The sequence below is a fragment of the Kitasatospora sp. NPDC001309 genome, assembly GCF_042896295.1.
Taxonomy (GTDB): Bacteria; Actinomycetota; Actinomycetes; order Streptomycetales; family Streptomycetaceae; genus Kitasatospora.
In genome coordinates this window covers 1-20,275 of sequence record NZ_JBIAXC010000068.1, presented here as the reverse complement: position 1 = coordinate 20,275, position 20,275 = coordinate 1, and the positions used below count along the sequence as shown (strand labels likewise).

Sequence of the window (20,275 nt, the reverse complement as noted above, 5' to 3'; positions counted from 1 at the left end):
GGAGTGTCGTCGGTGCCCGTTACGGTTGCGGGGTGACCGCCGTGCTCAGCCATCCCGACCAGCTCAAGGAGCTGCTGGGCATCCCGTTCAACCGGGAACAGATGGCGGCCATCGGCGCCCCCCTCGCCCCGGCCGTGATCGTGGCCGGCGCCGGCTCCGGCAAGACCACCGTGATGGCCGCCCGGGTCGTCTGGCTGGTCGGCTCCGGCGCCGTCCGGCCCGAGGAGGTGCTCGGCCTCACCTTCACCAACAAGGCCGCCGGCGAGCTCGCCGAACGCGTCCGCACCGCCCTGCTCCGGGCCGGGGTGGCCGACCGGGACGAGGGCGAGCCGCTCGGCGAACCCGAGATCTCCACCTACCACGCCTTCGCCGGCCGCCTGCTCAAGGAGCACGGCCTGCGGATCGGCATCGAGCCGGACGTGCGGCTGCTCGCCGACGCGACCCGCTTCCAGCTCGCCGCCAAGGTGCTGCGCACCGCCCGCGGCCCCTTCCCCGCCCTCACCGGCACCTTCGCCAACCTGGTCGCCGACCTCACCGCCCTGGACGGCGAACTCGCCGAGCACCTGGTCGAGCCCGCCGCCCTGCGCGCCCACGACGAGCAGCTGCTCGACACCCTCGCCACCGTCAAGCTCGGCAACGACGACCTGCGGGCCGTCCCCGTCACCGCCCGCGCCCGGCTGGAACTGCTGCGCCTGGTCGAGGAGTACCGCCGCCGCAAGCGGGGCGCCGGGCTGATGGACTTCGGCGACCAGATAGCCGCCGCCGCCCGCCTCGCCCAGCAGCGCCCCGAGGTCGGCGAGCTGCTCCGCGGCCAGTACCGGGTCGTCCTGCTGGACGAGTACCAGGACACCTCCGTCGCCCAGCGCCTGATGCTCGCCGGCCTGTTCGGCGCGGGCCCCGAGCACACCGGGGGCGGCCACCCGGTGACCGCCGTCGGCGACCCCTGCCAGGCCATCTACGGCTGGCGCGGCGCCTCCGTCGCCAACCTCGACGACTTCCCCCGGCACTTCCCGAAGGCCGACGGACGCCCCGCCGACCGCTACGCGCTCAGCGAGAACCGCCGCAGCGGCGGCCGGCTGCTCGCCTTCGCCAACGAGCTCGCCGCCCCGCTGCGCGCCCTGCACGAGGGCGTCGAGGCGCTGCGCCCGGCACCCGGCGCCGAACAGGACGGCTACGTGCGGGCCGCGCTGCTGCCCACCCACGCCGAGGAGGTCGACTGGCTCGCCGACTCGATCGCCCACCTGGTGCGCACCGGCACCGCGCCCGGCCGGATCGCCGTGCTCTGCCGGGGCGGCGCGGCCTTCCCCGACATCCACGCCGCGCTCGTCGCCCGCGAGGTCCCGGTCGAGGTGGTGGGACTCGGCGGGCTGCTGCAACTGCCCGAGGTGGCCGACCTGGTGGCGGTCTGCGAGGTGCTCCAGGACCCGACCGCCAACGCCGCCCTGGTGCGCCTGCTGATCGGCCCGCGCTGGCGGATCGGCCCGCGCGACCTCGCCCTGCTCGGCCGCCGGGCCGCCGAACTGGTGCGCACCGAGCGGCCCGAGGGCGTGGAGGCGCTGGCCGCGGCCGTCGCCGAGGCCGACCCCACCGAGGTGGTCTCGCTGGCCGACGCGGTCGAGACCTTCCTCTCTCCCGGCGGGGAGGGCGACCAGCCCGACGACCTGCCGTTCTCCGCCGAGGCCAGGGTGCGCTTCGCCCGGCTCGCCGCCGAACTGCGCGAGCTGCGCCGCTCGCTGGCCGACCCGCTGATGGACGTGCTGCACCGGGTGCTGACCGTCACCGGCCTGGAGGTCGAGCTGTCCGCCTCCCCGCAGGCGCTGGCCGCCCGCCGACGGGAGACCCTGCACGCCTTCCTGGACGTCGCCGCCTCCTTCGCCGACCTGGACGGCGACCCGGGCCTGGCCGCGTTCCTCGGCTTCCTGCGCGCCGCCCAGGAGCACGACCGCGGCCTGGACAGCAGCCTGCCCGGCGGCGAGGACACCGTGAAGGTGCTCACCGCGCACAAGTCCAAGGGCCTGGAGTGGGACGTGGTGGCCGTCCCCGGCCTGGTGAAGGGCGCGTTCCCGTCCGGCAGCCCGCGCGAACGCTGGACCAGCACCAAGCGCGTGCTCCCGCACGCCCTGCGCGGCGACCGCGCGACCCTGCCCGACGTGCGCGGCGGCTGGACGTCCAAGTCGATGGCCGCGTTCAAGAAGGAGCTGGCCGAGCACTCCGGCACCGAGGAACTGCGCCTGGGCTACGTCGCGTTCACCCGCCCCCGCGCCCTGCTGCTGGCCTCCGGGCACTGGTGGGGGCCCAGCCAGAAGACCGTCCGCGGCCCGTCCGCCTTCCTGGAGCAGCTGCGCGCCCACTGCGAGCGGCCCGGCGCCGGCGAGGTCGAGCACTGGGCCGAGCAGCCGGAGAAGGACGCCCGGAACCCGGCGCTGGCCGACGCCGTCGAGCGCCCCTGGCCGCTGCCGCTGGACCCGGCCGCCCAGCACGCCCGCCGCCGGGTCGCCGAGGTGGTGCGCACCCGCCTGGCCGGAGGGCCCGCGGGGGAGGCGGAACCCATGGCCGTCGAGGACCAGCGCCAGGTCGCCTCCTGGGACCGCGACCTGACCGCGCTGCTGGGCGAGTTGGAGCGCTCCCGGCGCACCGCCCGCGAGGTCCCGCTGCCGCCCGCGCTGTCCGCCACCCAGCTGCTGCGCCTGGCCGCCGACCCGGACGGCTTCGCGCACGAGCTGGCCCGCCCGATGCCGCGCCCCCCGCAGCCCGCCGCCCGGCGCGGCACCCGCTTCCACGCCTGGGTGCAGTCCCGGATCGAGCCGCTGCTGCTGATCGAGCCCGGCGCGCTGCCCGGCGCCGACGACGACGGCATCGAGGACGAGCGGGACCTGGAGCAGCTCAAGGAGGCGTTCCTGCGCACCCCGTATGCCCGGCGCCGGCCGTACCGGGTGGAGGCCCCGTTCCACCTGGTGCTCGCGGGGCGGGTGGTGCGCGGCCGGATCGACGCGGTCTACCGGGACGGTGACGGGGTGTCGGAATCCAGTGGTGCGTCACGCTACGAAGTGGTGGACTGGAAGACCCACCGGGAGGAGACCGCCGACCCGCTGCAGCTCGCCGTCTACCGGCTGGCCTGGGCGGAGCAGGCGGGCGTTGATCCCGAGCAGGTCACGGCGTCGTTCCTGTACGTCCGCAGCGGACGGATCGTACGTCCGGAGCGACTTCCCGACCGAAAAGAGTTGGAACGGCTCCTGATCGGGAACAGTGACTAATGAGTCACGCAGAGCACCCGAGTCATCGCGCCGACGTCCGAAACCTGTGCGTCGTGCACGTTTCGCGCCTATTGTGGGGTCGGTAACCGGTCAACCCCCGTACTCCGGCCGCCGGCGAGGCCCGCATTCCCTAACCCTCAGTCATCGCCGCAGGTGCCCACGGGCATCGGCGTCTTCTGCTGGAGAGACCGAAGTTGAGCGCGACCGGATGGATCAGAGAGCGGTTCACCGGGCCGACCCCGGGACCCGCACCGGGCACGACCGGCACCTGGCCGAGGACGGCGCTCGCGCTGCCCCTCCTCGGCATGGCGCTGATCGTCGCCCTCGACTACCTCAGCGGCACCGAGGTGACGGTCGAACCCGCCCTCACCGCCGTACCCGCGCTGGCCGCCGTGGTCAGCCGCCGCACCTGGTACCCGCTCGTCATCGGCCTGGGCACCGAGGCGGCGGCCTTCCTGATGGCCCTGCGCAGCGACGCGCTCGGCGAGTCCGTGCACGCCGCCAGCGTCATCGCGATCCTGCTGGTCGCCACGATCGGCTGGGTCAGCGCCACCCTGCGACTGCGCCAGGAACGCGCCCTGGCCGACGCCCAGTTGGTCGCCTCGATCGCTCGCCGGGTGCTGCTGCGGCCCGTCCCCGAACGGGTCGGCAGCGTGCGCGCCGCCGTCCACTACGAGGCCGCCGCCGCCCACGCCCGGATCGGCGGCGACCTGTACGAGGTCGTCAACACCCGGCACGGGGTGCGGGCCGTGGTCGGCGACGTCCGCGGCAAGGGCCTCGGCGCGGTCGAGACCGCCGCCGCCGTCCTCGGCGCCTTCCGCGAGGCCGCCCACCAGGAGCCCGCCCTCGACCGGGTGGCCGGCTGGCTGGCCGTCAGCCTCGACCGCGCCCTGCACGAGAACGACCACCCCGGCGTGGAGGAGGAGTTCGTCACCCTGGTCCTGATCGGGGTCGGACCGGACGGCACCGCCGAACTCGTCAACTGCGGCCACCCCGCGCCGCTGCTGCTCCGCGGCGGCCTGGTCCACCCGCTCGAACTCGCCGAGACCGTACCGCCGTTGGGCGTGCTCGACCCGGCCGACGTCCGCCCCCCGGTGCACCGGGTACCGCTGCTGGCCGGCGACCGGGTGCTGCTGTTCACCGACGGGATGATCGAGGCCCGCGACCGCTCCGGCACCTTCTACCCGCTCGCCGAGCGCTTCCCGCGCTGCGCCGACGGCCACCCCGCGGACGTCCTGCAGCGCCTGCACGAGGACGTGGTGCGCCACGTCGGGCGCCAGCTCGGCGACGACGCGGCCATGCTGCTCCTGCAGTACGACCCGACCCCGCCCGCTCTCGCCCACCTGCCCCAGCAGGCCGGCCTCCTGATCAAGCGATAGCCGGAACGCCCTACAGCGACACCCGGACCAGCAGCGGCCGGTGGTCCGACACCCCGGCGTGCGGCGCCGCCGCCGGGCCCACCACGGCCCGCGGCACGCCGACCGCCAGCACGTGGTCGAACTGCACCGCCGGCCGGTGCGCCGGGTAGGTCGGCGTGCGCGCCAGGTCGTACCAGCCCTGCAGCCGGGCCCGCGGCTCGCGCACCCGCCGCCGGCGCGCGGTGCCCAGCCCGGCGCCCAGCGCCGGCCGGGCCCGGCGGGCCGCCCGCAGCTCCCGCACCCGTGCCCGCGGCGCGGTGCGCTCCAGCGCCGTCGCCCCGCCCAGCACCGTGCGCGGCACCGCGCCGATCAGGTTGAAGTCCCCCAGCACCAGGTACGGCTGGGGCAGGTCGGCGATCCAGCGCCGGATCCCGGCCAGCTGCGCCATGTTCCAGCCCGGCACGAAGGACAGGTGCGCGGCCACCACCGTGAACGGGCCGCGCTCGCCCTCCAGCACGGCCGCCAGCGCGGCCCGGGGCTCGTCCGGCACCGGGGTCAGCCCGCGCCGCCCGGCCACCCGCAGCGGCAGTCCGAACGGTGCCGGGGCGAACCGGCGGGCCCGCCAGTGCCGCACCGGCAGCCTGGTCAGCAGCGCCGTGCCGTACGAGGGCGGTGCGCCGTCGCCGACCTCGGCCGGTCCGTACACCCGCAGCCCGGCGGGCCCGGACGGCTCCGGCACCCAGCCGGCCACCGGCGCCGGGCGCCCGTGCAGCGCGGCGGCGAAGCGCCAGTCGCCGGCGCCCATCGCGGCGGCCGCCACCGCCGCCTGGTCGGTGCCGCCCGAGCGCGCCTGGTGCCGGTCCACCTCCTGGAGGGCCAGGACGTCGGCGTCCAGCGCGGCCACCGCCTGCGCCAACGGGGCGCCCGCGTCGGCCGGGTAGGGCAGCGGGGTGCCGTCCGGGGCGAGGGGCTGGCCGTGCAACAGGTTGAAGGTGGCGATGCGCAACTGGCTCACACCGCACGACGGTACCGGAGGGGGCGCGGCTTGAGGCCGCAGGGCATACCGGGTATACATACTGAGTATGTCCATCCGCCACGGTCTGCTCGCCCTGCTCGACCAGGGCCCCCGCTACGGCTACCAACTGCGCACCGAGTTCGAGGCGCGCACCGGCGCCACCTGGCCGCTCAACGTCGGGCAGGTCTACACCACCCTGTCCCGCCTGGAACGCGACGGCCTGGTCGAGGCCGCCGGGGAGGACGAGGAGGGCCACCAGTTCTACGCCGTCACCGACGCCGGCCGCGCCGAACTGCGGGCCTGGTTCGACACCCCGGTGCCCCGCACCAGCCCCCCGCGCGACGAACTGGCCATCAAGCTCGCGATGGCCGTGACCGTCCCCGGGGTGGACGTCTCCGCCGTCGTCCAGGGCCAGCGCCGGCACAGCATCAAGGCCCTCCAGGACTACACCCGGCTCAAGGGCCGCGCCCTCGCGGGCGAGACCAGACCCGGCGCCGTCCCCTCCGAGAGCAACGAACTCGCCTGGCTGCTCGTCCTCGACCAGCTGATCTTCCAGACCGAGGCCGAGATCCGCTGGCTCGACCACTGCGAGACCAGGCTCGCCCAGCAGGCCGAACTCCGGCAGGCCAAGGCCGCCGAAGCCGCCCGCGACGGCGCCGCGAAACCCAAGCGGCTCGGCCGCCGCACCCGCGCCTGAGACGCACCCGCAAGCCGTACCCGCGCCCGAGCGGCGCCCGGCCACCCGACACCCGGCCGGCGCCCCGGCGGCGCCCCACCCGTACCCAGCCGTACCCAGCACAAGGGGGGAACCGTGTCCCACACCCAACAGCCCCGGCCGACACCGGTGCTGCACCTGGAGAACGTCACCCGCGTCCACGGCCAGGGCGCCGCCGAGGTCCAGGCCCTGCGCGGCGTCGACCTCAAGGTCCACCCCGGCGAGTTCGTCGCCGTCATGGGCCCCTCCGGCTCCGGCAAGTCCACCCTGCTCACCCTGGCCGGCGGCCTCGACAGCCCGACCACCGGCCAGGTCCTGGTCGAGGGCGTCTCCCTCGGCGGGCTCACCCGCAAGAAGCTCGCCCAGGTCCGCCGCCGCTCCATCGGCTACGTCTTCCAGGACTACAACCTGATACCGGCCCTCACCGCCGCCGAGAACATCTCGCTGCCGCGCGAACTCGACGGCGTCTCCGCCCGCGCCGCCCGCCGCGAAGCCCTCGCCGCCCTGGAGGAGCTCGGCATCCCCGAACTCGCCGACCGCTTCCCCGACGACATGTCCGGCGGCCAGCAGCAGCGCGTCGCCATCGCCCGCGCCCTGATCGGCGACCGCCGCCTCGTCCTCGCCGACGAACCCACCGGCGCCCTCGACTCCACCACCGGCGAAGCCGTCCTCGCCGTGCTGCGCGCCCGCTGCGACGCCGGCGCCGCCGCCATGATGGTCACCCACGAGGCCCGGCACGCCGCCTGGGCCGACCGCGTCGTCTTCCTGCGCGACGGCCGCATGGTCGACGAGTCCGTCAGCCAGGACGCCGCCAGCCTGCTCGTCAGCGCCGCCGCCAACAGCCAGGCCGCCGGCAGCAAGCAGGTGGACGAGTGAAGCCCAGCGCCTGGCGGCTCGCCCTGCGCATCGCCCGCCGCGACGCCCTGCGCGCCAAGGGCCGCAGCGCCCTGGTCGTCGCCATGGTCGCGCTGCCCGTCCTCGGCGTCACCGGCGCCGACGTGTTCTTCCGCAGCGCCACCCTGGAACCCTCCGAACGCGTCGTGCGCACCATGGGCCGCGCCGACGCCCACCTGGAGATGCCCGACCGCGGCGCCTCCATCCTGCAGGCCCCCGACCCGGGCGACCAGTCCTACCGCGTCCTCAGCCCCAAGTACGAGACCAAGGACGGCGCCGCCCCCCAGTACACCCCCGCCCAGCAGCGCGCCCGCGACACCGAACCCGCCCGGCTCGCCCAGCAGTTGCTGCCGCCCGGCAGCACCCTGGTGCCGCACGTCGAAGGCCCGCAGACCGCCGCCAGCAGCACCGAGGGCCTGCTCACCACCCGCACCGGCGAGGCCGACCTGACCGACCCGGTCTGGCGCGGCCTGGTCGACGTGGTCGAGGGCAGCGCCCCCGTGAACGACCATCAGGCGGCCGTCACCCGCGAGTTCCTCAACCGCTCCGGCCTGCGGATCGGCGACCGCACCACCGTCCGCGGCCTGGAGTCCAGCCCCTTCACCATCACCGCCGTCGTCGAGTACCCCGGCGACCTCAAGAGCACCGAGATCCTCGCCCGCCCCGGCACCCTGGTCGGCAAGCTCCCGAACGCCAACCCGAACATGGGCTCCGACTCCAACCCCGTCGACCGCTGGCTGGTCAAGCTCCCGGCCGGCGCCGTCCTCGACTGGGCCAAGGTCACCGAACTCAACGGCTACGGCTTCCTCGTGGCCTCCCGCACCGTCGTGCTCGACCCGCCCCCGCGCGCCCAGGTGCCCTACTACACCGAGCTGGACCGGATCCGCGGCGCCAGCGGCACCGCCCTGCTCGACCGCACCTCCGTCGTCATCCTCGGCACCGTCGTCGGCATGGCCCTGCTGGAGATCGTCCTCCTCGCGGGCCCCGCCTTCGCCGTCGGGGCCCGACGCTCGCGCCGGCAGCTCGGGCTGCTCGCGGCCGCGGGCGGTGACCGCGCCAACGTCCGCGCGGTCGTCCTCGGCGGCGGCATCGTCCTCGGCCTCACCGGCGCCGCCGTCGGCCTCGGCCTCGGCATCGGCCTGGTCGCCCTGCTGCGCACCCAGGCCGAGGAGTACTCCGGCGCCCGCTTCGGCCACTTCAACCTCCAGCCGCTCGACCTGCTCGGCGTCCTCCTGGTCGGCCTGGTCACCGGACTGCTCGCCGCCATCGTGCCCGCCGTCCAGGCCTCCCGGCAGGACGTCGTCTCCGCGCTCACCGGCCGCGACTCGCTCAAGCCCCCCAGCCGCAAACTGGCCCTGCTCGGCCTGCTGATGCTCGCCGGCGGCGCCGCCCTCGCCCTGGTCGGCGCGACCAGCGGCTTCTCCAGCCGCACCCTCGCCGTCCTCGGCGGCTCGCTCATCGCCGAACTCGGCATGGTCGCCCTCACCCCGTACCTGGTCGGCCTGTTCGGCAAGCTCGGCCACTGGCTCTCGCTCGGCCCCCGGCTCGCCCTGCGCGACTCCGTCCGCCACCGCGGCCGCACCGCACCCGCCGTCGCCGCCGTGATGGCCGCCGTCGCCGGCTCCGTCGCCGTCAACGTCTTCCTCGCCAGCTACGACGAGCAGTACCGCCGCGAGTACGCCGCCGCCGGCCCGGCCGGCGCCGTCATCCTCAACAGCGGCTTCGGCAACACCACCGAGGCCAAGCTGCTCCCGCAGATGCGCGACACCGTGGAACGCTCCATCCCCGGCCTCGGCCCGCGCGCCGACGTCTCCCACGTCGACCTCAAGGGCGACTGCCAGTCCGGCTCCTACTGCGGCTACATCCAGGTCATGCCGCCCAAGGAGCGACGCTGCCCGGTCTTCGACCGCGACAGCCCGGCCGGACCGGACGAGATCAAGCGGGTGATGAACACCGACCCGCGCTGCCAGATCCACGAACGCGGCGGCAGCCAGTACGGCGACCTCGCCGCCGGCGACGCCACCCTGCTGCGCAACCTCTACGGCGTCACCGACCCGGCGGCCGTTCAGGCCCTCGCCGCCGGCAAGGCCGTGGTCTTCGACCCGCGCTACTACAAGGACGGCAAGGTCGCCCTGCGGTACACCGAACCGGTCGCCGCGAGCGCCGACGGCTCCGCCCCCAAGCCCAAGGAGACCGAGACCGAGGTCGACGCCGTCCTCGCCCCCTCCGTACTGCCGGCCCCCGGCCAGATCGTCATCACCCCGGACACCGCCACCCGCCTCGGTTTCAGCACCAGGCCGGCCGGCTCGGTCTGGCTCCCCGCGGCCGCACCCTCCGACGGCGACCAGCAGAAGGCCGACGGCGCACTCGCCAAGCTCACCGACCGCACCGTGCTCGACGTCGAACGCGGCTACCAGTCCAAGGCCGGACTCATCGGCCTCGGCCTGGCCGGCTTCGCCGCCCTCGTCGCCCTCGGCGCCGCCGGCATCGCCACCGGACTGGCCGCCGCCGACTCCCAGCGCGACCTGACCACCCTCGCAGCGGTCGGCGCCGAACCGCGCATCCGGCGCACGCTGTCCGGCTTCCAGTGCGGAGTGATCGCTGCCATGGGCACCCTGCTCGGCGTCATCAGCGGCGTCGTCCCGGCCGTCGCCCTGCGCAAGGTCCAGGGACTCGCGGCCGGCTACCCCGGGATCAGCCCGGAGGAGCTCGCCAACAAGGGGGCCGTGGTCTTCCCCTGGGCCACCATCGGCACCACCGTCGTGGTGCTGCCGCTGCTCGCGGCCGGCCTGGCCGCGCTGCTCACCCGCTCGCGGATCTCGCTGCTGCGCCGCACCGGCTGAGGCCCGCCGCCCGGGTGGGACCGGTGCCCGGCCCCGGCCGCCCCCGACCGCCGCGCCCGGCCCCGGCCGCCCCCGACCGCCACCCCTTTGCCACCCCCGTCGCCCCTCCCGGCGGCGGGGGTGACGGAGGTTACAGGCCCGACGGCGTCCGGCACCCGGAGGGCCGGGGCGGGCACCCGCACGGGCGAACTACAGTCGTCGGTATGACGAGTACCCCGGACAGCGCCGTCCGCTCCTACATCGACCAGCACCAGGCCGCCTTCCTCGCCGACCTCTCCGAGTGGCTGGCGATCCCCTCCGTCTCCGCCGACCCGGAGCGCGCCGGCGACGTGCGCCGCTCCGCGGACTGGCTGGCCGCCAAGCTGCGCGGGACCGGCTTCCCGGTGGCCGAGGTGTGGGAGACCGACGGGCTGCCGGCCGTGTTCGCCGAGTGGCCGTCCGGGGACCCGTCCGCGCCGACCGTCCTGGTCTACGGGCACCACGACGTGCAGCCCGCGGCGAAGGAGGACGGCTGGGACACCGAGCCGTTCACCCCGACCGTGGTCGGCAACCGGCTGTACGCGCGCGGCGCCGCCGACGACAAGGGCCAGGTGTTCTTCCACACCCTGGGCGTGCGCGCCCACCTGGCCGCCACCGGCCGCACCGCGCCGGCCGTCAACCTCAAGCTGCTGATCGAGGGCGAGGAGGAGTCCGGCTCGCCGCACTTCGCCGACCTGGTCCGGCGCGAGGCCGGCCGGCTGGCCGCCGACGTGGTGGTCATCTCCGACACCGGGATGTGGTCCGAGACCACCCCGACCGTCTGCACCGGCATGCGCGGCCTCGCCGACGCCCAGCTCGACCTGTACGGCCCGGACACCGACATCCACTCCGGCTCCTTCGGCGGCGCCGTGCCCAACCCGGCCGAGGTCGCGGCCGAGCTGACCGCCGCCCTGCACGACGCCGACCGGAAGGTCGCGATCCCGGGCTTCTACGACGGGGTCGTCGAGCTGACCGAGCGCGAGCGCGAGCTGTTCGCCGAACTGCCCTTCGACGAGGCGCAGTGGCTGCGCGTTGCCAAGTCGTACGGCACCCGCGGCGAGGCCGGGTACTCCACCCTGGAGCGGGTCTGGGCCCGGCCCACCGCCGAGGTCAACGGCATCTGGGGCGGCTACACCGGCCCCGGCGGCAAGACCATCGTGCCGTCCTCGGCGCACCTCAAGCTGTCCTTCCGGCTGGTCGCCGGGCAGGAGGTGGAGAAGGTCCGCGAGGCCGTCCGGTCCTGGGTCGCCGAGCAGGTCCCCGAGGGCATCCGGTACGAGCTGGTCTTCCCCGGTGCGACCCGGCCCTGCCTGACCCCGCTGGACCACCCGGCGCTGCAGTCCACCGTCCGCGCGATGGGCCGCGCCTTCGGGCAGAAGATCCTCTTCACCCGCGAGGGCGGCTCCGGCCCCGCCGCCGACCTCCAGGACGTGCTGGGCGCACCGGTGCTGTTCCTCGGCATCTCGGTGCCCTCGGACGGCTGGCACTCGGTCAACGAGAAGGTCGAGCTGGACCTGCTGGCCAAGGGCGTCGAGACCGCCGCCTACCTGTGGGGCGACCTGGCCGAGAACTTCCGGCCCGGCGCGTGAGCCGCCGCGCCCGCGGAACAGCAGTCAGATCACTCATCCGGATGATTCACCACGTGGGGATGGAACGACGTGAGCACCGAGCCTGAGACCGAGCGCCCGCGAGCCCTGGCCCTGGCCAGGGCCGGGGTGGAGCGGGCCGCCGAGCACCGGTTCGACGAGCCCTGGCTGGCCGCGGCCTGGAGCCACCCCGCCACCCGGGTGCTGCCGATCGCCGGCGGCGAGGCCTTCGTCGTGGACACCGCCGAGGGCACCGAACTCGTCCTGCTGCCCTCCTTCGAGGCGCCGCAGACCGGGGACCGCTACTTCCTCGGCACCGACCGGGACGGCGTCTCGTACTTCGCGCTGGCCGGCGAGAGCCTGCCCGGCCGGCTGGACGGCGACGCCCGCCCCGCCGGGCTGCGCGAGGTCGGCGCGATGCTGTCCGACCGGGACTCCGGGCTGCTGGTGCACGCCGTCGCCCTGGAGCACTGGCACCGGCTGCACAGCTTCTGCTCGCGCTGCGGCCACCCCACTGAGAAGGCGGGCGCCGGGCACGTGCGGCGCTGCACCTCCTGCGCGGCCGAGCACTACCCGCGCACCGACCCGGCGGTGATCATGGTGATCACCGACGAGCAGGACCGCTGCCTGCTCGGCCGCCAGGCGCTCTGGCCGGAGGGCCGCTGGTCCACGCTGGCCGGGTTCGTCGAGCCGGGGGAGTCGATCGAGCAGGCGGTCGCCCGCGAGGTGCACGAGGAGGCGGGGGTGCGGGTCGGCGAGGTCCGCTACGTCGCCAGCCAGCCCTGGCCGTTCCCGTCCAGTCTGATGCTCGGCTTCACCGGCAAGGCGCTGCCCGGCGGCACCGAGATCACCGTGGACGGCGAGGAACTGGCCGAGGCGCGCTGGTTCTCCCGCGAGGAACTGCGGGCCGGGATGGAGGCCGGGGAGATCCTGCCGCCCTCCGGCATCTCGATCGCCCGCCACCTGGTCGAGCTCTGGTACGGCGAGCCGCTGCCCTCGGCGGCGCGCTGGTAGTCCCGGTATTCGGCCGTCCGGTCGTCCGGTTGTCCCGTCATCCGGTTGTCCCGTCGTCCGGTCATCGGGCGATCCGGTCATCCGGTACGGATTTCCGGGACGCCCGAGGAGAAGGGGGCGCGTGGCTCTTGCCGCGCGCCCCCTATTTCCTTTTCGAGCTCTTCCCGAACCCGCCACGATCGTCTGTTCGTAACCGGACGGGCCAGTTCTGCTACCGCGGGGCACTCCGGCGCCCCCACCGTCAACCCGCGCGGACGACATTGCCGGAAACGGCTGAAACCGCGTCACCGCGCTCGCTACATTCACTCGGGTGACAATCCCCCGGGGCTCCGCCCAATCCCCCAAATACCAGCGCCTCGCCGCCGACCTGCGCCGCCGGATCGCCGAAGGCGAGTTCACCGCAGCCGCCGCCCTCCCGGTCGAGAGCGAACTGGAACGCCAGTACGGCGTCGCCCGCAACACCGTCCGCCTCGCCGTCGACGTCCTGGTCAACGAAGGCCGGCTGGTCCGCCTCCAGGGCAAGGGCACCTACCTGCGCGAACACCCCGTGCTCGACCACCGCGCCTACGGCCCCACCCTGACCCCCGCACCGCGCGACTGCCTCGCCGCCCCCTCCACCGTCTACCTCGGCGAGGCCGCCGAAGCCGGGCGCGAACTCAGCACCGACTTCGAGATGATGATCGTCCGGGCCCGCGTCGACATCGCCGAACGCCTCGGACTGCGCCCCGGCGAGGCCATCGTCGTCCGCCGCCAGCTGCGCCTGCTCGACCGCGAGCCGTACTCCATCGAGGAGAGCCACTACCGGGCCGGACTCGCCGCCGGCACCCCGCTGATGGAACCCGACCCCGTCGAAGGCGGCGACGAAGCCGTCCTCGCCACCCTCGGCCGCACCGAGATCGGCGCCGTCGACCACCTCGTCGCCCGGATGCCCGGCCCCGAGGAGGCCCAGTGGTTCCAGGGCGGCCCCGGCGTCCCGCTGATGGTCCAGACCCGCGTCACCTACGACCGGCGCGGCCCCGTCCGGGTCATCGAGACCCGCTACTCCGCCGACCGCAGCCGACTCGTCTACGGCATCGGCGACCTCGGCGCGCGCACCAGCCTGCCCGCCCCCGCCGCCCCCGTCGACCCCGCCCGGGCCGACGCGCAGTGACGCGCGCCGACCCCGGCGGACCCGGCGACCCAGAGTGGACCGGGGCGGATCCCGGCGGACCCGGGCGGACCGTGGCGGGTCAGGCCGCGAGGGCCTTCTTGACCTGGATCAGGCTCGGGTTCGTCATCACGACCTGCTCCCCGCCGCCCACCGGCTGCACCAGCACCGTCGGCACCGTCTGGTTGCCGCCGTTCACCGACTCGACGAACGTCGCCGACGCCGGGTCCTCCTCGATGTTGATCTCGGTGTAGCCGATGCCCTCGCGGTCCAGCTGGCTCTTGAGCCGGTTGCAGTAACCACACCAGGTCGTGCTGTACATCGTCACGCTGCCGGACATCGAGGGGGCTCCTTCGAAAGAGGGGTTCGTACGTTCTGACAGCCGCAACGTCCACCGGGTGGCAGTCATTCCGGCCCCAGGACGCACGGAGCAGAGCGATCATCCTGCGATCGCACCGGGCCTGTGGACAACCCCGCCCCCGTTGTCCCAGCGGGCTGAGAGGATGGAACGCATGCAGGAAGACCTCTTGAGCGGCAGCCCCTACGACGGCCCCCACGGCTCCCCCTGGGCCGACCCCGGCACCGCCACGGGCCCCGACGCCGTCCTCGCCGGGCTCGACCCCGAACAGCGCGCCGTCGCCACCGCCCTGCACGGCCCCGTCTGCGTCCTCGCCGGCGCCGGCACCGGCAAGACCCGCGCCATCACCCACCGGATCGCCTACGGCGTGCGCAGCGGCGTCTACCAGCCCCAGCAGGTCCTCGCCGTCACCTTCACCGCCCGCGCCGCCGGCGAGATGCGCGGCCGACTGCGCCAGCTCGGCGCCGACGGCGTCCAGGCCCGCACCTTCCACGCCGCCGCCCTGCGCCAGCTCCAGTACTTCTGGCCCCGCGCCGTCGGCGGCCCGGTGCCCCAGCTGCTCGAACGCAAGGTCCAGCTCGTCGCCGAGGCCGCCGGCCGCTGCGGACTGCGCGTCCAGCGCACCGAACTGCGCGACCTCACCGCCGAGATCGAATGGGCCAAGGTCACCCAGACCGCCCCCGAGGACTACCCCGCCGCCGTCGCCAAGTCCGGCCGCGAAGCCCCCCGCGACCCGGCCGAGACCGCCCAGGTCTACCGCGTCTACGAGGAGACCAAGACCCGCCGCGGCAACATCGACTTCGAGGACGTCCTGCTCCTCACCGCCGCCATCCTGGAGGACCGGCCCGACATCGCCGACCAGGTCCGCAGCCAGTACCGGCACTTCACCGTCGACGAGTACCAGGACGTCTCCCCGCTCCAGCAGCGCCTGCTCGACCGGTGGACCGGCGACGGCGGCGGCGCCAGCCTGTGCGTGGTCGGCGACGCCAGCCAGACCATCTACTCCTTCACCGGCGCCACCCCCGACTACCTGCTCAACTTCCGCGGCCGCCACCCCGAGGCCACCGTCGTCAAACTCGTCCGCGACTACCGCTCCACCCCCCAGGTCGTCCACCTCGCCAACGGACTGCTCTCCCAGGCCCGCGGCGAGGCCGCCCGCCACCGCCTCGAACTCGTCTCCCAGCGCGAGGCCGGCCCCGAACCCGTCTACACCGAGTACGAGGACGAACCCACCGAGGCCGAGACCACCGCCCGCCGGATCAAGGACCTCATCGCCGCCGGCGTGCGCGCCAGCGAGATCGCCGTCCTGTTCCGCACCAACGGCCAGTCCGAGGTCTACGAGCAGGCCCTCGCCGACCTCGGCGTCCCGTACCAGCTCAAGGGCGCCGAACGCTTCTTCGAGCGCCCCGAGGTCCGCGACGCCGGCGTCCTGCTGCGCGGCGCCGCCCGCGCCGCCGCCGACCCCCTCACCGCCGGCGCCCCCGACCTGGCCGGCCAGGTCCGCGCCGTCCTCGCCAGCCGCGGCTTCACCCCCGAACCGCCCGCCGGCTCCGGCGCCGTCCGCGACCGCTGGGAGTCCCTCGCCGCCCTCGTCCGGCTCGCCGAGGAGTTCGAGCGCACCCGCACCGCCGAAGGCCTGGACACCGACCTCGCCGCCTACGTCGCCGAACTCGACGCCCGCGCCGCCGCCCAGCACGCCCCGGCCGTCGAAGGCGTCACCCTCGCCTCCCTGCACGCCGCCAAGGGCCTCGAATGGGACGCCGTCTTCCTCGTCGGCCTCACCGAGGGCACCCTGCCGATCATCTACGCCAAGACCGACGAACAGGTCGAAGAGGAACGCCGCCTCCTCTACGTCGGCGTCACCCGCGCCCGCAAGCACCTCAGCCTCTCCTGGGCCCTCTCCCGCTCCCCGGGCGGCCGTGCCTCCCGCAAGCCCAGCCGCTTCATGGACGGGCTGCGCCCCGGCTCCACCGCCCCGGGCGCGCGCACCGGCGCGCGGGGCGGGCGGGGGGGCGTCGAGCCCGGCGAGCGCTCCGCCGCCCGGCGGGTCCGCGGCCCGGTCAAGTGCCGGGTCTGCGACAAGGCGCTCACCGACGCCGTCGAACGCAAGCTGCGCCGCTGCGAGGACTGCCCGTCCACGATGGACGAGGCGCTCTACGAACGCCTGCGCGACTGGCGGGCCGCGCAGGCCAAGGGGCAGGGCGTCCCGGCGTACGTGGTGTTCACCGACGCGACGCTGATGGCGATCGCCGAGGACGTGCCCGCGAACCGGCAGGAACTGGCCCTGATCTCGGGGGTCGGCGCCATGAAGCTGGACAAGTACGGGGCCGCCGTGCTCTCGTTGTGTGCGGGGGAGGAGCCCGAGGAGGATTCGGACGGCGTCGAGGACGACGGTCCGGTCGATCCGGCGTGAGCCGGCACGGGCGCGGTCCAGGGGACTGCTCGGGGGACTTCGCAACCGCCGCGGAACGTCGCGCGGACCGTGCCGTCGATGGCGCCGCGTGAACTCGCGTGAAAAATAGTTTGCGCGGCATACCGGGAGCGCAATAGCCTGCCGGAGCGGTCAAGGGGACGCGGTCGCACGGGGTGAGACCTGTGCCGATTCCCCACGCCACACAGCTTCACCCGCTTCACGCTTCACCCGCTTCACGCTTCACCAGCTTCACCGAGACAGACATCCGAACATTCGGAGCCAGGGAAACCAGGCTCCGCGAGACGCCGAGAGGAGGCGAAGACAGTGGGAAACATCATGATCACCAAAATGACTGGCCAGACCGTTGTCGCTGCCTCCCTGCGTGCCGCCCGTCTGCGGGCGCTCGCCGAGCTCGGTGGAACCGGTCTGGGTCTCGACACCACCGGTGTCTCCGTCGCCTCCGCTGTCAGTGGTCTTGGACACACTGATCTGTGCCCCACGGGCGGCAGGAGTGTCGAAGGCATCGTCGTCGAGACCGGTCTGTCCCGTGGCTGGGCGCAGGTCGGCACGTCGCGCCCCGAGTGCGACCAGCGACCGCTCCAGGCACCGAAGTCAGTCGTAATCGCCGCGATGCATGGCGACTATGCGCAGGCCGTCGGTGCCGGAAACGCCCAGAAGCAGAACGAGCAGCAGATCAACCAGGCCAAGGCCGCCTTTATCGGCGCCGAGGCCGTCCGGATGCGGGCCTTCCGCGGGCCTGAACCCTGGAGAGAACGAACCTGAGTCAGCCTCAGGTCGGCACCTCCAGGGCCGCGGAACCCGTCACACCGGGATCCGCGGCCCTTCTGTTTTGTCCGGTACGCAAGACCACCCAGGCCCTCCGGGGCCTCCGGCCCAGCACCACCAGTTCCCTGGGCCGGAACCACTGAGAAGACGAGGAAGACGCCCACAGTGTCCACGGTCATCACGCCGCCCATCCCGTCCGTACCGCCGACAAGCCAGATCACCAAGGCCGACCAGGCCGACCCTCCGGAGGTTCCGTTCATGCAGCTCAACTCGATCGAGCAGGCCGAGGCGCTCGGTTTCCCCATCCCCTGCCGCGCCTTCGACCCCGAGGTCTTCTTCGCCGAGACGCCCGCCGACGTCGAGTACGCGAAGTCCCTCTGCGGCACCTGCCCGGTGAAGGAGGCCTGCCTCGCGGGCGCCCTGGAGCGGCGCGAGCCGTGGGGCGTCTGGGGCGGCGAACTGTTCGTCCAGGGTGTCGTCGTGGCCCGCAAGCGGCCGCGTGGGCGTCCGCGCAAGACCGAGGTCATGGCGTGAACCCCGCCCACGACGCCAGGGCAGTCCGCCGGGGAGAGCAGCCCCCGCTGGACAGCGCCCTCCGCCGGTCCGTACGGATCGCCGCCGCCAAGGCCGACGCAGCAGCCCGCACCGTCCCATTTCCGAGCACGCACCACGAGCAGGACCACCACATGACCCCCGCCGCCATCGATCCGACCGTCCGCGCTGAGCAGACCACCGAACTTCAGATCCAGAACAGGACCCTCGAAATGCAACTCCTGCATGAATCCCTGGCCCGTGCCCATATGCAAGACAGGCTCCACGAGGCCGAGGAACAACGCCTCGTCAGCCGGGTCGTCCGGGCCCGCAAGCTCCGGCAGCGGGCCGAGCGGGCCTCGCTGCGCGCCCGCAAGGCGCTCGCCGTCGCGCTGATGTAGCGCCGGCACAGGAGGTTCGCCGCCGATCCGCTTGACCCCCGTCGTGCCGCAGGCCGCCCCCCGTACCCGGGGAGCGGCCTGCGGCCGTTGTGCTTGTGCGGCGCCCGTCCTCGGGGGGTCGGCTCAGTCGCGGGCGGGCTTGGCGGCCTTGGGCGGCTTCGCGGACTTGGTGGGCTTGCCGGGCGGGGCGGACGCGGGGCGCTTCGCGGGCTCGGCCGGGCCGCCCGCCCCGGCGGGCTTCGCGGGGCGCTCACCGGAGAACTCGGGCAGCCACTCCAGCATCTCGGCGCGGAACGGCGCCTTGGCGCCCAGCTGGCACAGCACCCCGATGGTGCTCAGCGTCACTCGGTGGATCAGCAGGTACGAGGGCGGCAGGTTCAGCTGCTTGCCCAGGTCGTAGGCGGGCGAGCGCGGATCGGCGATCCGGGCCGCCTGGGCCCGCATCCAGACCCGGGTGAAGTGGAAGCTGTCCACCGCCGCCGGCTCGATGATCGGCAGCAGGTAGTCCAGCACCGCGTCCGGGTCCAGCTCGATCGAGGGCTTCACGAAGCCCTCCTCGCGCAGCATCGTCAGCACGCCCGCCGCGTCGCCGTCCAGGGCCATCCGCAGCGAGGCCCCGATCGGCGCCGGCAGCCCGCCCGGCACACGGTCCACGGTGCCGAAGTCCAGCACGCCCAGCCGCCAGCCCCCGATCGGGCCGTCGTCCTTCAACAGCCGGAAATTGCCCGGGTGCGGGTCCGCGTGCAGCAGCCCCGTCCGTGACGGGCCCGCGAACAGGAACCGGGCCAGCAGCTGCCCGGCGCGGTCGCGCTCCTCCTGGGTGCCGTTCGCGATCACCTCGGACAGCGGAGTGCCATCCATCCACTCGGTGATCAGCACCTGGTCGGCCTGCGCCACCACGACCGGCACCACGATGTCCGGGTCACCCGCGAACTCCTCGGCGTGCCGACGCTGGGCCTGGGCCTCCAGCTCGTAGTCCAGCTCCTCCGAGACGCGCTCGCGCAGCTCGGTGATCAGCGGCTTGATGTCCAGCCCGGGGATCAGCGGGCCGAGCAGCCAGGCCACCCGGGACAGCTGGGAGAGATCGGCGAGCAGGGCCTCGCCCGCACCCGGGTACTGCACCTTGACGGCGACCCGTCTGCCGTCGTGCCAGACCGCGCGGTGCACCTGGCCGATCGAGGCGGCCGCCGCCGGACGGTCGTCGAACTCCAGGAACAGCTCGCGCCAGCCCTCCCCGAGCCGCTCGGCCAGGGCGGTGTGCACCTTGGCGGCGGGCATCGGGGGAGCGGCGTCCTGCAGCTTGGTGAGCGCCGCCCGGTACGGACCGGCGACCTCCTCGGGCAGCGCGGCCTCGAAGACGGACAGCACCTGCCCGAACTTCATCGCCCCGCCCTTGAGCTCGCCCAGCACCTTGAACAGCTGGTCGGCGGTGGCCTGCTGGAGCTCGGCCGTCACCACCTCGGCGGACCGGCCGCCGATGCGCCTGCCCAGTCCGAGCGTGGCGCGACCGGCTATGCCCAGCGGCAGGGCGGCGAGCCGTGCCGTTCGGGTCACTGCCTTGCGCGGAAGATCGCTCACCCGGGCCTCCAATCCCCTGGCCCCCCGACGCCGGACGGGCCACCGTCACTAGGCCATTGTGCCCGGTTCGCGGGCTGGGTCCGGTGGTATTTCGTGGGGGGCTTTCGGGGCTTCGCTCCGTCGACACTCCGGGGGCCCGCCCCCTCCCCCCCCGCCCCCCACCCTCCTCCTCCCACCTCACCCGCCGCCCGCCCACCCCTCCACATCGCGCGCTCACCCCGTCCCTCGGAACAGCGGCTCCCGCTCTCACCCGGCCCGGGGGGGGGGCCCCCCCCCGCGCGGGGGGGGGGGGGCCCCCCGCCGGGGGGGGGCCGGGGGGGGGGCCGGGGCGGGGGGGGGCCCCGCCGCGGGCCGGGGGGGGGTG

15 protein-coding genes are annotated in these 20,275 nt (G+C 74.4%); 12 read left to right on the top strand and 3 right to left on the bottom strand.

All coding sequences use genetic code 11. From position 1 onward, the window contains the following. Positions 1-32: 32 nt before the first annotated feature. Together ACFY2K_RS40220 and ACFY2K_RS40215 are read left to right on the top strand one after the other, a co-directional pair. Entirely contained in the window at positions 33-3,254 is a 3,222-nt protein-coding gene (locus ACFY2K_RS40220) for a UvrD-helicase domain-containing protein (protein ID WP_380525894.1), read from the top strand. Positions 3,255-3,448: 194 nt separating this feature from the next. After that, positions 3,449-4,633 carry a PP2C family protein-serine/threonine phosphatase gene (locus ACFY2K_RS40215; RefSeq protein ID WP_380593845.1) on the top strand — a complete coding sequence of 395 codons (1,185 nt, stop codon included), beginning with the start codon at positions 3,449-3,451 and terminating at the stop codon, positions 4,631-4,633. 10 nt (positions 4,634-4,643) lie between these two features. On the opposite strand, the gene ACFY2K_RS40210 is transcribed toward ACFY2K_RS40215, so the two are convergent. Next, entirely contained in the window at positions 4,644-5,627 is a 984-nt protein-coding gene (locus tag ACFY2K_RS40210) for an endonuclease/exonuclease/phosphatase family protein (protein ID WP_375884847.1), read from the bottom strand. 67 nt (positions 5,628-5,694) lie between these two features. Between ACFY2K_RS40210 and ACFY2K_RS40205 the strand changes: the two genes are divergently transcribed. The 6 genes from ACFY2K_RS40205 to ACFY2K_RS40180 all read left to right on the top strand — a co-directional run bounded on the left by ACFY2K_RS40205 (position 5,695) and on the right by ACFY2K_RS40180 (position 13,847). Further along, positions 5,695-6,324 (top strand): PadR family transcriptional regulator, encoded by a 630-nt coding sequence (locus tag ACFY2K_RS40205; protein WP_375884850.1) that lies wholly within the window; start codon positions 5,695-5,697, stop codon positions 6,322-6,324. Between the two features lie 114 nt (positions 6,325-6,438). Beyond that, positions 6,439-7,218, top strand: a complete 780-nt coding sequence (locus tag ACFY2K_RS40200) for an ABC transporter ATP-binding protein (RefSeq protein WP_380525890.1) — start codon at positions 6,439-6,441, stop codon at positions 7,216-7,218. Beyond that, positions 7,215-10,079, top strand: a complete 2,865-nt coding sequence (locus ACFY2K_RS40195; protein WP_387717641.1) for an FtsX-like permease family protein — start codon at positions 7,215-7,217, stop codon at positions 10,077-10,079. The genes ACFY2K_RS40200 and ACFY2K_RS40195 overlap by 4 nt, the downstream gene beginning before the upstream one ends. Before the next feature lie 203 nt (positions 10,080-10,282). Further along, positions 10,283-11,686, top strand: coding sequence for a dipeptidase (locus ACFY2K_RS40190; RefSeq protein ID WP_380525887.1), 1,404 nt, complete (start codon positions 10,283-10,285; stop codon positions 11,684-11,686). Between the two features lie 69 nt (positions 11,687-11,755). Then, positions 11,756-12,697, top strand: a complete 942-nt coding sequence (gene nudC, locus ACFY2K_RS40185) for an NAD(+) diphosphatase (RefSeq protein WP_375884860.1) — start codon at positions 11,756-11,758, stop codon at positions 12,695-12,697. A gap of 310 nt (positions 12,698-13,007) precedes the next feature. Continuing rightward, complete coding sequence (locus ACFY2K_RS40180; protein ID WP_375884861.1) at positions 13,008-13,847, top strand: GntR family transcriptional regulator; 840 nt, start codon at positions 13,008-13,010, stop codon at positions 13,845-13,847. Positions 13,848-13,926: 79 nt separating this feature from the next. Here ACFY2K_RS40180 and ACFY2K_RS40175 read toward each other — a convergent pair whose 3' ends face one another. Then, the gene (locus tag ACFY2K_RS40175; protein WP_375884862.1) at positions 13,927-14,184 is read right to left on the bottom strand and encodes a mycoredoxin; all 258 of its coding nucleotides are present in this window, start codon (positions 14,182-14,184) and stop codon (positions 13,927-13,929) included. A gap of 163 nt (positions 14,185-14,347) precedes the next feature. Between ACFY2K_RS40175 and ACFY2K_RS40170 the strand changes: the two genes are divergently transcribed. The 4 genes from ACFY2K_RS40170 to ACFY2K_RS40155 all read left to right on the top strand — a co-directional run bounded on the left by ACFY2K_RS40170 (position 14,348) and on the right by ACFY2K_RS40155 (position 18,333). Next, on the top strand, positions 14,348-16,615 hold the full coding sequence (locus ACFY2K_RS40170) for an ATP-dependent DNA helicase UvrD2 (RefSeq protein WP_375884864.1): 2,268 nt from the start codon (positions 14,348-14,350) through the stop codon (positions 16,613-16,615). Between the two features lie 324 nt (positions 16,616-16,939). Next, the gene (locus ACFY2K_RS40165; protein WP_380525883.1) at positions 16,940-17,398 is read left to right on the top strand and encodes a hypothetical protein; all 459 of its coding nucleotides are present in this window, start codon (positions 16,940-16,942) and stop codon (positions 17,396-17,398) included. A 168-nt stretch (positions 17,399-17,566) separates the two neighbouring features. Further along, positions 17,567-17,935, top strand: a complete 369-nt coding sequence (locus tag ACFY2K_RS40160; RefSeq protein WP_375884869.1) for a WhiB family transcriptional regulator — start codon at positions 17,567-17,569, stop codon at positions 17,933-17,935. Next, positions 17,932-18,333, top strand: coding sequence for a hypothetical protein (locus tag ACFY2K_RS40155; protein WP_360244644.1), 402 nt, complete (start codon positions 17,932-17,934; stop codon positions 18,331-18,333). The genes ACFY2K_RS40160 and ACFY2K_RS40155 overlap by 4 nt, the downstream gene beginning before the upstream one ends. 123 nt (positions 18,334-18,456) lie before the next feature. On the opposite strand, the gene ACFY2K_RS40150 is transcribed toward ACFY2K_RS40155, so the two are convergent. After that, positions 18,457-19,911, bottom strand: a complete 1,455-nt coding sequence (locus ACFY2K_RS40150; protein ID WP_387717637.1) for an ABC1 kinase family protein — start codon at positions 19,909-19,911, stop codon at positions 18,457-18,459. Between the last annotated feature and the right edge of the window lie 364 nt (positions 19,912-20,275).